Annotated in this window: 8 protein-coding genes; 7 read left to right on the top strand and 1 reads right to left on the bottom strand. The window is 70.3% G+C overall.

Annotated elements, in window-relative coordinates:
- The first annotated feature begins 158 nt into the window (after positions 1 to 158).
- The 4 genes from IEZ19_RS09800 (at position 159) to IEZ19_RS09785 (ending at position 6269) form a co-directional block, all read left to right on the top strand.
- A complete protein-coding gene (locus IEZ19_RS09800) occupies positions 159 to 1562 on the top strand; it encodes a class II fumarate hydratase (RefSeq protein ID WP_189310721.1) in 1404 nt (467 codons plus the stop codon).
- An 82-nt stretch (positions 1563 to 1644) separates the two neighbouring features.
- Entirely contained in the window at positions 1645 to 2349 is a 705-nt protein-coding gene (gene fomD, locus IEZ19_RS09795; protein WP_189310720.1) for a cytidylyl-2-hydroxypropylphosphonate hydrolase, read from the top strand.
- A gap of 293 nt (positions 2350 to 2642) precedes the next feature.
- Positions 2643 to 4718 (top strand): ATP-binding SpoIIE family protein phosphatase, encoded by a 2076-nt coding sequence (locus IEZ19_RS09790; protein WP_189310719.1) that lies wholly within the window; start codon positions 2643 to 2645, stop codon positions 4716 to 4718.
- An 87-nt stretch (positions 4719 to 4805) separates the two neighbouring features.
- A complete protein-coding gene (locus IEZ19_RS09785; RefSeq protein ID WP_189310718.1) occupies positions 4806 to 6269 on the top strand; it encodes a catalase in 1464 nt (487 codons plus the stop codon).
- Between the two features lie 102 nt (positions 6270 to 6371).
- Here the strand turns inward: IEZ19_RS09785 and IEZ19_RS09780 are convergent, their stop codons facing one another.
- Entirely contained in the window at positions 6372 to 8672 is a 2301-nt protein-coding gene (locus tag IEZ19_RS09780) for a transglycosylase domain-containing protein (protein ID WP_189310717.1), read from the bottom strand.
- A gap of 285 nt (positions 8673 to 8957) precedes the next feature.
- Between IEZ19_RS09780 and IEZ19_RS09775 the strand changes: the two genes are divergently transcribed.
- Genes IEZ19_RS09775 through IEZ19_RS09765 form a run of 3 tightly spaced genes read left to right on the top strand, consistent with a single transcriptional unit; the run spans position 8958 to position 12492 of the window.
- A complete protein-coding gene (locus tag IEZ19_RS09775; RefSeq protein ID WP_189310716.1) occupies positions 8958 to 9482 on the top strand; it encodes a PadR family transcriptional regulator in 525 nt (174 codons plus the stop codon).
- Positions 9479 to 10168, top strand: a complete 690-nt coding sequence (locus IEZ19_RS09770; RefSeq protein ID WP_189310715.1) for an ABC transporter ATP-binding protein — start codon at positions 9479 to 9481, stop codon at positions 10166 to 10168. Before IEZ19_RS09775 ends, IEZ19_RS09770 begins: the two co-directional genes overlap by 4 nt.
- Positions 10165 to 12492 carry an ABC transporter permease gene (locus tag IEZ19_RS09765; RefSeq protein WP_189310714.1) on the top strand — a complete coding sequence of 776 codons (2328 nt, stop codon included), beginning with the start codon at positions 10165 to 10167 and terminating at the stop codon, positions 12490 to 12492. The genes IEZ19_RS09770 and IEZ19_RS09765 overlap by 4 nt, the downstream gene beginning before the upstream one ends.
- Positions 12493 to 12541 lie beyond the last annotated feature (49 nt).

The raw sequence follows: 12541 nt of genomic DNA, 5'->3' as shown, positions 1-12541 counted from the left end.
TGAGGGCCCCGGGCGCTGTCGCCCGGGGCTCCTTCGTGTGCGGGGTCAGTCGGCTGAAATCGAGCGGCGCCCGGAGCGTCGGCCGTCGCCCCCGTCACAGCGAATGGCAGGAATAGCCTCCGTAACGGCCGTGCTGTGGTGGACGGAGGTGATCGGCTGTGGCCGACGGTCAGCAGGAGCAGGCGTTTCGGATCGAGCACGACTCGATGGGTGAGGTGCGGGTTCCCGTGGACGCCAAGTGGCGGGCGCAGACCCAGCGCGCGGTGGAGAACTTTCCCATCTCCGGGCAGCGCATCGAGCGGGCGCACATCGAGGCGCTGGCCCGGATCAAGGCGGCCGCCGCGAAGGTGAACGCCGAGCTGGGAGTGCTCGACAAGGACGTCGCGGAGGCGATCCAGGACGCGGCGGCGGAGGTCGCCGAGGGGGCGTGGGACGCGCACTTCCCCATCGACGTGTTCCAGACGGGGTCCGGGACCTCGTCCAACATGAACACCAACGAGGTGATCGCCACGCTGGCGAGCGAGCGGCTCGGTCGGGATGTACACCCGAACGACCACGTCAACGCCTCGCAGTCGTCCAACGACGTCTTTCCCTCGTCCATTCACATCGCCGCCACCGCGGCCGTCAGCCGTGATCTCGTTCCGGCCCTCGAGCATCTCGCGGAGGCTCTGGAACGCAAGAGCGAGGAGTTCGCCGACGTCGTGAAGTCCGGGCGGACCCACCTCATGGACGCGACGCCCGTGACGCTGGGGCAGGAGTTCGGCGGGTACGCGGCACAGGTGCGGTACGGGGTCGAGCGGCTGCGGGCCTCACTGCCCCGGCTCGCCGAACTGCCGCTCGGTGGCACCGCCGTGGGCACCGGCATCAACACCCCGCCCGGCTTCTCCGCGGCCGTCATCGAGGAGGTCGCGCGGGTCACGGGGCTGCCGCTCACGGAGGCGCGCAACCACTTCGAGGCGCAGGGCGCCCGGGACGGGATCGTCGAGACCAGCGGGCAGTTGCGGACCATCGCCGTCGGGCTGACGAAGATCGCCAACGATCTGCGCTGGATGTCCTCCGGACCGCGCACCGGGCTCTCCGAGATCCAGCTGCCCGACCTCCAGCCGGGTTCCTCGATCATGCCGGGCAAGGTCAACCCGGTCATCCCGGAAGCCGTCCTGATGGTCGGCGCGCAGGTCATCGGCAACGACGTGACCATCGCCACCGCGGGCGCCGCGGGCAACTTCGAGCTCAACGTCATGCTGCCGGTGATCGCCCGCAACGTCCTGGAGTCCGTACGGCTGCTCGCCAACGTGTCCCGGCTGCTCGCCGACCGCACGGTGGACGGCATCACCGCGAACCGCGAACGCGCCCGCGAGTACGCCGAGTCGTCGCCGTCCGTGGTCACACCGCTGAACAAGTACATCGGGTACGAGGAGGCCGCCAAGGTGGCCAAGAAGGCCCTTGCGCAGCGGAAGACGATCCGTCAGGTGGTCCTGGAGGGCGGGTACGTGGAGCGCGGCGACCTCACCGTGGAGCAGCTGGACGAGGCGCTGGACGTCCTGCGTATGACACGCCCCTGACCGATGTGAACGATTCCCGGCGCGGGCGAGAACCGTGACGAGCACAGCAGCGTCGTATGCCTACGGCACCTAATATCTGTGCATGGCCGACGGTGGAGCGATGAGACGCGTGGAACAGCGCCGGGAGGCGATCGGTCCTACGGGCTTCTGGGCGCCCGGGACCCACATCCTGTGGCGGTACCGGCAGAACGCCGGCGAGCGCTTCCACATCGCCCGACCGGTCACGGTCGTCCGCGACGACGCCGACCTGCTCGCCGTATGGCTGGCACCGGGCACCGAGTGCGTGAAACCGGTGCTGGCCGACGGCACGCCGGTGCACGTCGAGCCGCTGGAGTCCCGCTACACCAAGCCGCGCAGCGTGCAGCTCGACCACTGGTTCGGCACCGGCGTGCTGAAGCTGGCCCGGCCGGGCCAGCCGTGGTCGGTGTGGCTGTTCTGGGAGCCGGGCTGGCAGTTCAAGAACTGGTACGTCAACCTTGAGGAGCCGCTGGCCCGTTGGCACGGCGGGGTCGACTCCGAGGACCATTTTCTGGACATCTCCGTGCACCCGGACCGCAGTTGGCACTGGCGCGACGAGGACGAGTTCGCGCAGGCCCAGCGGGACGGTCTGATGGACGCGGCGCTCGCCGGACGTGTCCGGGAGGCGGGCGGCTCGGCGGTGGCGGCGATCCGCGCGTGGGAGCCGCCTTTCTCACAGGATTGGCAGCACTGGCGCCCGGACCCGGCCTGGGCGGTACCGTCGCTGCCGAAGGACTGGGACCGTACGCCCGCGCACGTGTCCTCATGAGACCCTTGATGCGCCCCCGGTCCACAACCGTAGGATCGTCCTCCGCAAGGGCGCAGCCACAACTCCCGGATCCAGTGCCGGGCTTGACCGAACGTCACCGAGGGGCGGCAGGACGTGAGCGAGGGGTACGAGGGCAACACCGGCACGAGCCGCAGACGGTTCCCCGGTGACACAGGAACAGCCTCTGACCACGCGGGAATTCCGTTCCTGGGGTACATATTCCGGGTATCGGGACTCCTGCGGGACGAACTGCGTGCAGGGCACGCAGCCCCGGACGGACGGATGCGACACGCGTGACGGAGCACCCCACCTCCTACGAACGCCCTCAGCCGGGCGCCGACCCCGCGGATCCCCGCGGGGCGCTGTTGCGTACCTCGAAGCCGCTCGGCACCGCTTTACCCGCACAGGCCCGTACCGGCGAGACGCCCGCGCCGGGTAAGAGCGCGCCCAGCGGCAAGGGGAAGGAGCCCCCAGTCAACGGCCCCGAGCACTCCCAGCCGGCCGCCGCCGAGCCCGACACCCATCGCCCGCGCCCCGCTCCCGCGCCGGAGGCGATCCCGCCCCAGCCGGGTGCCGAGCAGGAGCGGACCCAGGGCGCGCCGGAGCGCCGTACCGGACGGGGTCTGCCGCCCGGCCGGCCGATGCCGATGCGGCGGGACGGCGACCGGCTGCGGTTCGTGGGCGCCGCGACCCGGCGGATCGCCCGCGGTATCGACCTCGACGAGATCGTCATGGGCCTGTGCCGGGCCACCGTGCCGACCTTCTCGGACGCGATCCTGGTGTATCTGCGCGACCCGCTGCCGGTCGGCGACGAGCGCCCCACCGGGCCCGTGGTGCTGCGGCTGCGCCGCACCGACCGGATCCCGGAGGATCGTGACACCGAGGGCGGCTTCCTGCCCGTCCCGGCGCCTGAGCCCGACGCGTCGGAGCTGTCGGGGCTGTCCGCGCTGACGGCCGAGCGGTGCGAGGTGCGGCCCGGCGGCGCGCTCAACGAGGTGCTGCGCGGCGTACGGCCGGTGTTCGCGGACGCGCCCGCCGCGCGGGCCGCGCTGCCCGAACTCCTCGGCGAGGGCGGCGAGTCGGTGGTACCCGGCGGTCAGCACGCGATCCTCGCGCCGCTGCGGGGCCGCCGCCGGGTGATCGGCGCCGCGCTGTTCCTGCGCCGCCCCGAGCGCCTGGCCTTCGAGGCGGACGACCTGCTGGTCGCCGCCCAGCTGGCCACGCACAGCGCGCTCGGCATCGACAAGGCGGTGCTCTACGGTCGCGAGGCTTACATCGCCGACGAGCTGCAGCGCACGATGCTCCCCGAGACCCTGCCGCGGCCCACGGGCGTGCGGCTGGCCAGCCGCTACCTCCCCGCGGCCGAGACGGCCCGGGTGGGCGGCGACTGGTACGACGCCATCCCGCTGCCGGGCAGCCGGGTCGCGCTGGTCGTCGGCGACGTCATGGGCCACTCCATGACCTCCGCCGCGATCATGGGCCAGCTGCGCACCACAGCGCAGACCCTGGCCGGGCTCGACCTGCCCCCGCAGGAGGTGCTGCACCACCTCGACGAGCAGGCCCAGCGCCTGGGCACCGACCGCATGGCGACCTGCCTCTACGCCGTCTACGACCCGGTCTCGCACCGCATCACCATCGCCAACGCCGGCCATCCGCCGCCGGTCCTGCTGCACCTGGGCGGCCATGCCGAGGTGCTGCGGGTGCCGGCGGGCGCGCCCATCGGCGTCGGCGGAGTGGACTTCGAGGCCGTCGAGCTGGACGCGCCCGCCGGGGCCACACTGCTCCTCTACACGGACGGCCTGGTCGAGTCCCGGCTGCGGGACGTGTGGACCGGTATAGAGCAGCTGCGCGAGAAGCTCGCCGCGACCGCGCAGCTCACCGGCCCCGATCACCCGCCGCCGCTCGAGGCGCTGTGCGACGAGGTACTCGACATGCTCGGTCCGGGCGACCGGGACGACGACATCGCGCTGCTCGCCGCCCGCTTCGACGGGATCGCGCCGAGCGACGTGGCGTACTGGTTCCTGGAACCGGAGGACGCTGCGCCCGGCCGGGCCCGTCGGCTGGCCCGGCGCGCGCTGTCCCGCTGGGGCCTCGAAGAGCTCAGCGACTCGGTCGAGCTCCTTGTCAGCGAGGTCGTGACGAACGCCGTGCGCTATGCGTCGCGGCCGGTCACGCTGCGTCTGCTGCGGACGGACGTGCTGCGCTGCGAGGTCGGTGACGACGTGCCGCAGCTGCCGCGGCTCAGGCAGGCGCGGGCGACCGACGAGGGCGGGCGCGGTCTGTACCTGGTGAACAAGCTGGCCAGACGGTGGGGCGCGACACGACTGAGCACCGGGAAGGTGGTCTGGTTCGAGCTGAACCGAAGTTAGACCCGGTCCAAATGTTGCCGATGTCCCGGCAGCGGCGTTGACTTGCTGGGGTGAGCGAAACACCCACGTGCACGAGGGAGGACGCTCGTGACGCAGGCACCCCAGCAGGTCCCCTACACGACCAACAACGCCGGGATCCCGGTGGAGAGCGACGAACACTCGCTCACCGTCGGATCCGACGGACCGGTCCTGCTCCAGGACCACTACCTGATCGAGAAGATGGCCCAGTTCAACCGCGAACGGGTCCCCGAGCGGGTGGTCCACGCGAAGGGCTCGGGAGCGTACGGCTTCTTCGAAGTCACCAATGACGTCAGTCAATTCACCAAGGCCGACCTGTTCCAGCCCGGGAAGCGCACGGAGATGCTGGCGCGCTTCTCGACGGTCGCGGGCGAGCAGGGCTCCCCCGACACCTGGCGCGACCCGCGCGGTTTCGCGCTGAAGTTCTACACGGAGTACGGCAACTACGACCTGGTCGGCAACAACACGCCGATCTTCTTCGTCCGCGACGCGCAGAAGTTCCAGGACTTCATCCGCTCGCAGAAGCGCCATCCGGCGACCGGACTGCGAAGCAACGACATGCAGTGGGACTTCTGGACCCTGTCCCCCGAGTCCGCGCACATGGTGACGTGGCTGATGGGCGACCGCGGCATCCCGAAGACGTACCGCAACATGAACGGCTACTCGTCCCACACCTATATGTGGGTCAACGGGGGCGGTGAGAGGTTCTGGGTCAAGTACCACATCAAGACGGACCAGGGCATCGACTTCCTCACCCAGGCCGAGGCGGATGAGCTGGCCGGCACGGACGGCGACGTCCACCGCCGCGACCTGTACGAGTCGATCAAGTCCGGGAACGCGCCGAGCTGGACGATGTACGTGCAGGTCATGCCGTTCGAGGACGCGCCCGACTACCGGTTCAACCCGTTCGACCTGACCAAGGTGTGGCCGCACGGCGACTACCCGCTGATCGAGGTCGGCCGGATGACCCTGGACAGGAATCCGGACAACTACTTCGTCCACATCGAGCAGGCCGCGTTCGAGCCGTCCAACATGGTGCCGGGCATCGGCCCGTCCCCGGACAAGATGCTGCTCGGCCGCCTGTTCTCCTACCCGGACACCCACCGCTACCGGATCGGCCCCAACTACGCCCAGCTCCCGCCGAACCGCGCTCACTCGCCGGTGAACTCGTACGCGAAGGACGGGCCGATGCGGTACGAGGCGGCGAACACGGGTGCCGTGTACGCGCCGAACTCGTACGGCGGTCCGGCGGCGGACGTCGGACGGTTCGGGGACGTCGCCGGGTGGCAGACGGCGGGCGAGATGGTCCGGGAGGCCTACGCCTTGCACGCCGAGGACGACGACTGGGGGCAGCCGGGGACGATGGTCCGCGAGGTCCTCGACGACGCCGCGCGTGATCGGCTGGTGTCCAACGTGAGTGGGCACCTGAAGCAGGGCGTGTCCCGGCCGGTGGTCGATCGCGCGCTGCAGTACTGGCGGAACATCGACAAGGTGTTGGGCGACCGTATCGCCCACGAGATCAACGGGGGTTGAGTTCGGGCAGGTCAGGTCGTGGGCGCGTCCGTTGTGGTTGGTCGCGCCCACGCGGCGGAGCCGCAGGTCGGCACAGCCCGGCGCCCCTTGCGGGGCGCCGGCCTACTGCTCCAGGTTCGGTTCCACCGGGTCCAGGGTTGTCCCGCCCGTCGGTGTCTGCGTGGGCGGTGTCGGGACCCTGGTCGTCGGGGTCTGGGACGGCGGCTCCGTCGTCGGGGTCTGACTCGGGGTTTCCGTCGGGGGCTCGGTCGTGGGTGCCTCCGACGTCGGCGTCTCCGACGGCGCTTGCGAGGTCGGCGGGGCCGATGTCGGGGTCTCCGTCGGCTCCACCGCCGCGCCCTGCGTCGTGTCCAGGTCGAACTTCGTCTTCTCCGTGACACCGAAGGTGTACGCCGCCCAGATCTGCGCCGGCGGGCCGCCACCGTTCACGCGGCCGCCGCCCAGGGCGCCCTGCAGGGAGACGTGCGAGTACTGCTTGATCTTCTCCTTGTCGCAGCCCGTGCCCCCGGCCTTGGCCGCCTCGCCGAACAGGCCCACCGAGGTGACCAGGTCCGGTGTGTAGCCGGTGAACCAGGCCGAACGGTTGCAGTCGGACGTACCGGTCTTGCCCGCCACCTGCTGGCCGTTGCGCAGCGGGTTGTCGGCCACCGACACCTTCGCCGTACCGTCGTCGACCACGCCCGTCAGGACCGATGTCACCGTGTCCGCGGCCGTACGGCTGATCACCTGGTCGCCGATCGGGTCCGGGATCTCGACGCTGCGGTCCTTCTTCTCCGCCGACTTGAGGAGCGACGGCGTGACCTTCTTGCCGTGGTTGTCGAAGGTGGCGTAGATCCCGGCCATCTCCAGCGGGCTCGCGCCCATGGAGCCCAGGGTCTGCGCCGGCACCGCCTGCATGCCCTTGGTGTCCATACCCAGGTCCTTGGCGGTGCCCATGACCTTGTCCATGCCGACGTCGATGCCCATCTGGGCGAAGACGGAGTTGACGGACTTGTTCATGGCCGTCTGGACCGTGATGTCGCCGTAGCTGACGTCGTCCTCGTTGGGCGGGTGGAAGCCGACCTTCCGGCCGTTGTCCACGGCGTCTCGGCCGCTCGTGCCGTCGTAGACGGTGTCGGGGTCGATCGGCTTGCCCTGCTGGGTCTTGGCCTCGGTCTCCATGGCCGCGGCGAGGATCACCGGCTTGAACGTCGAGGCGGGCTGGTAGTCCCGGCGGGTCGCGTTGCTGACGAAGTGCTTGTAGTAGTCCTTGCCGCCGTACAGCGCGACGATCTTTCCCGTCCTGGGATCGACCGAGACGGCACCGGCCTGCACGTTCGCGTCGGCTCTGCGCTGCTTCGGCTCCAGCTTGCTGGTCAGCTCGGTCTTGACCGCGTTCTCCAGCTGCGCCTGCTTCTTCCGGTCGATGTTCAGGGTGATGGTCCAGCCCTGGTCGACCACCGCGGTCTCCGCCTGGGACGCCGTGAGGCCCTCCTGGTCCATCAGCTGCTGCTCGAGCTGCTTGTTGGCGAGGTCGACCAGGTAGCCCTTCTGGCCCTCCAGGCCGGGCGCTCCCTTCGGCGCCAGTGGCACCGGGAACTTCATGGCGCCGCGCTCGGCCTGGGTCAGCCAGCCCTCCTCGACCATGTTGTTCAGGACGTAGTTCCAGCGGTCCTGGACCAGCTTCTTGCCGGTCGCGGAGGCCACGGCCCAGTCGTACTGGCTCGGCGCCTGGAGCAGTGCGGCGAGGTACGCGCCCTGCTCGACCGTGAGGTCCTGCGCGTCGACCCGGTAGTAGGCCTGCGCGGCGGCCTGGATGCCGTAGGCACCGCGGCCGTAGTAGCTGGTGTTGATGTAGCCCGCGAGGATGTCGTCCTTGGACTTCTGGCGGTCCACCTTCAACGAGATGACCAGTTCCTTCAGCTTGCGCGTGACGGTCTGGTCCTGGTTGAGGTAGTAGTTCTTGACGTACTGCTGGGTGATCGTCGAACCACCCTGCTTGCCCTTGCCGGACAGCGTGTTGATCAGGCCGCGCGCGGTGCCCTTGAAGTCGACGCCGGCGTCCTTGTAGAAGGTCTTGTTCTCGGCCGCGACAAAGGTGAGCTGTACCTTTTTCGGCACCCTGGACAGGTCCACGATCTCGCGGTTGACCTCGCCCTTGCGGGCCAGGATCGTACCGTCGCTGTACTTGTAGACGTTGCTCTGGCGCTGGGCGGCCGTGTTGCCCTGGGGGACGTCGACCACCAGGTACAGCACGATGAAGGAGCCGATGCCGAGCAGGCACACGCCGAGGAACGTGCCGAGGATCTTCTTCCAGGTGAAGAGCCTGCGTATGCCGCTCTTGCCGGACCCCGCCGAGCGGTTCCCGGGCGCGGCGCGGTGGCCGCCGCGCTGTCGCGCTCGTCTCTCTTCCGCTCGCCCCATGGGTCGTCGCTCCCGTTTCCGTGTCGAGGTCAGCTCAGAAAGCTAACACCCGTCTATATGACAAACAGGCTGCGATCCGCTCTTTTACGGACGTGACAATCAGCACCCCGCTCCATGGGAACCGACGGTTGAGGTAGGTGAAGGGTTGCTTCCGGGGGATATGCGGCCGGCCGGCTGTCGCAGAACCGTGACAATCGACCCCCACCTGCATCGCCGTACGCCCCGCCGCGATCTACACACCCCGCGTATACATTCCGGGTATACACCGTGTGTAGAGTGCGGGACATGTCCATCGGTCACACCCTTCTGGGGCTCCTGGAGTCCGGTCCGCGACACGGCTACGACCTGAAGCGGGCCTTCGACGAGAAGTTCGGTCACGACCGGCCGCTGCACTACGGCCAGGTCTACTCGACGATGTCCCGCCTGCTGAAGCACGGTCTCGTCGAGGTCGACGGGATCGAGGCCGGCGGCGGGCCCGAGCGCAAGCGGTACGCCATCACCGACGCCGGGATCACCGACGTGGAGCACTGGCTGGCGACGCCGGAGAAGCCGGAGGAATACCTCCAGTCGACCCTCTACACGAAGGTCGTCCTCGCACTGCACACCCACCGCGACGCGGCCGACATCCTCGACACCCAGCGCGCCGAGCACCTGCGCAGCATGCGCGTCCTGACCGACCGCAAGCGCAAGGGCGACCTCGCGGACCAGCTGATCTGCGACCACGCCCTGTTCCACCTCGAGGCCGACCTGCGCTGGCTGGAGCTGACCGCGGCGCGCCTCGACAAGCTCCGTGAGGCGGTGGCCAAGTGAACGCTCCCGCCGGTTCCCTGCTCTCCGCCGACCAGCTGCGCAAGGCGTACGGCCCGACCGTCGCGCTCGACGGCGCCGCGTTCTCCATCCACTCCGGCGAGGTCGTCGCCGTGATGGGCCCCTCCGGGTCCGGCAAGTCGACGCTGCTGCACTGCCTCGCGGGGATCGTGCCGCCCGACTCGGGGTCGATCACGTACGACGGACGTGAGCTCGCCACGATGAGCGACGCCGAGCGCAGTGCGCTAAGGCGCAGCGACTTCGGCTTCGTGTTCCAGTTCGGCCAGCTCGTACCGGAGTTGACCTGCGTGGAGAACGTGGCGCTGCCGCTGCGGCTGAACGGCACCTCCCGCAAGCAGGCCGAGCGGGCCGCCCTCGGCTGGATGGAACGGCTCGAGGTGGACGACCTGAAGGGCAAGCGGCCCGGTGAGGTCTCCGGCGGTCAGGGGCAGCGCGTCGCCGTGGCGCGGGCGCTGGTCACCGAGCCGCGCGTGCTGTTCGCGGACGAGCCGACCGGAGCGCTCGACTCGCTCAACGGCGAGCGCGTGATGGTGCTGCTGACGGACGCGGCCCGCTCCACCAACGCGGCCGTCGTCCTCGTCACGCACGAGGCCCGGGTCGCCGCCTACTCCGACCGTGAGATCGTCGTGCGGGACGGCAGGTCCCGGGACATGGAGCGGGCCGTATGAGGGCACGGCAGTGGGCGCGGGATCTGGCCATGGGGGCCCGGTTCGCCTTCACCGGCGGACGCGAGGGCTGGGTCCGGGTCCTGCTGACGGCCGTCGGCGTTGGCCTCGGGGTGGCCCTGCTCCTGCTGACGACGGCGATCCCCAGCGCCCTGAACGTCCGGCACGAGCGCGAAGAGGCCCGGCTGGACTACACGTACAGCTCCAAGCGGGTGCCGAAGGCCGACGACACCTTCGTCATCGCTGACACCGACACGGTGTTCCGGGACAAGGACGTGCGCGGGCGGCTGGTCGAGCCCGAGGGGCCGCGCGCCCCGCTGCCGCCGGGCCTGGCGACGTACCCGGCGCCGGGCGAGATGGCCGTCTCCCCCGCGCTGAAGGAGCTGCTCGCCTCGGACGGGGCGAAGCTGCTGCGGGAGCGGCTGCCGTACCGGATCTCCGCCACCATCGGGGAGAGCGGGCTGATCGGCTCGCGCGAACTCGCCTACTACGCGGGCGCCGAGGGGCTCGCCGCGAAGATCGACGGCTCGCGAGTGGCCCGGATCGACGCCTACGGCGACCCGAATCCGACGCCCTCGGAGACCGATCCGGTGCTGGTGCTGCTGGTCCTGGTCGTCTTCGTCGTGCTGCTGATGCCGGTCGCCGTGTTCATCGCCGCAGCCGTGCGGTTCGGCGGCGAGCGGCGCGACCGCAGGCTCGCGGCGCTCAGGCTGGTCGGCTCCGACAGCGGGATGACCCGCCGGATCGCCGCGGGCGAGGCGCTCGCGGGCGCGCTGCTCGGTCTGGTCCTCGGTACGGTCTTCTTCCTGATCGGACGGCAGGTCGCGGGCTCCGTGGAGGTCCTCGGCACCAGCGTGTTCCCGAGCTATCTGAACCCCTCTCCGTTGCTGGCCGTGCTCGTCGCCGTCGCGGTCCCGGCCGCCGCGGTGCTGGTCACCCTGTTCGCGCTGCGCGGCGTGGTGATCGAGCCGCTGGGCGTCGTCCGTACGGCACGGCCGGCGCGCCGGCGGCTGTGGTGGCGGCTGCTGCTGCCGCTCGGCGGACTCGTGCTGCTGTACCCGATGATCGGGCAGGGCCGGAACAACGGGAACTTCAACCAGTACCTGGTCACCGGCGGTGTCATCCTCATCCTCGTCGGCATCACCGCGCTGCTGCCGTGGATCGTCGAGGCGGTCGTCGCCCGCCTCGGCTCGGGCGCGGTCGCCTGGCAACTGGCCGTGCGCCGACTGCAGTTGAGCAGCGGCACGGCGGCCCGCATGGTCAACGGCATCGCGGTCGCGGTGGCCGGTGCCATCGCGCTGCAGATGCTGTTCGCCGGCGTGCAGGGCGACTACACCAAGAACTCGACGAACGACCTCACCCGCGCCCAGATGCAGGTCGGGCTCCCGCACGGCTACCCCCTCGCCATGGCCGCCGAGAAGTTCAGGGAGACCAAGGGCGTCGGCAAGGTCATCGCCCTGTCCGGGGACTACATCGGCGACCGGCGCCGCGACCCCGAGCACACCACGCAAGTGACCATCGGCGACTGCACCGCCCTGCGCGAGGTCGCGACCCTGCCCGCCTGCCACGACGGTGACGTGTTCGTGCTACGGGGCGGTGAGTACGACACGGACACCCCGACGCTCGCCACGGCGGGCCGGAAGATGTACTTCGACCCGTCCTACGGCGACTCCCCCGGCGCCGCGACCCCGTGGACCGTACCGGCGCATCTGAAGCAGGCGCAGTCCATCGATGACCCGACCGGGGTCAGGCGCGGCGGCTTCCTGCTGACGCCGAGCGCGCTGCCCGGCACCGCCAAGTCTGTGCGGGGGCAGATCTACCTGAGCCTGGACGAGTCCGTGACGGACGTGCGCGAGTACGTGCGCAACACCTCGGCCGGCATCGACACGACGGTGGACCCCATGGTGTGGGCGGCCACCCAGCAGGCCAGGAAGTTCACCTCCATCCGCACCGGCCTGTTCGTCGGCGCGACGTGCGTCCTCGCGCTGATCGGCGCGAGCCTGCTGGTGTCGCAGCTGGAGCAGTTGCGCGAGCGCAGGAAACTGCTGTCGTCCCTGGTCGCGTTCGGCACGCGGCGCCGCACCCTGGGCCTGTCGGTGCTGTGGCAGACGGCCGTCCCCATCGCCCTCGGGCTGCTGCTCGCCTCGGTGGTGGGCCTGGCCCTGGGCGCGGTGCTGCTGCGGATGACGAGGGTGCCGGTGGTCGTGGACTGGGCGAGCGTGCTCGCGATGACCGGCATCGGTGCGGCGATCGTGCTCGTCGTGACGCTGCTCAGCATGCCGCCGCTGATGCGGCTGATGCGCGCGGACGGGCTGCGCACGGAGTAGCCCCACGTGGGCCCGTCCCCTCCCGCTCCGGGAGGGGACGGGCCCACGT

The organism is Streptomyces brasiliensis (assembly GCF_014647875.1).
Classification (GTDB): Bacteria; Actinomycetota; Actinomycetes; order Streptomycetales; family Streptomycetaceae; genus Streptomyces; species Streptomyces brasiliensis.
This window is presented reverse-complemented; position numbering and strand designations above follow the sequence as displayed.

Coding starts and splice junctions, on each gene's coding strand:
- fomD (WP_189310720.1), top strand. CDS start 1,645: ATGGCCGACGGTGGAGCGATGAGACGCGTGGAACAGCGCCGGGAGGCG.
- IEZ19_RS09780 (WP_189310717.1), bottom strand. CDS start 8,672: ATGGGGCGAGCGGAAGAGAGACGAGCGCGACAGCGCGGCGGCCACCGC.
- IEZ19_RS09775 (WP_189310716.1), top strand. CDS start 8,958: ATGTCCATCGGTCACACCCTTCTGGGGCTCCTGGAGTCCGGTCCGCGA.
- IEZ19_RS09765 (WP_189310714.1), top strand. CDS start 10,165: ATGAGGGCACGGCAGTGGGCGCGGGATCTGGCCATGGGGGCCCGGTTC.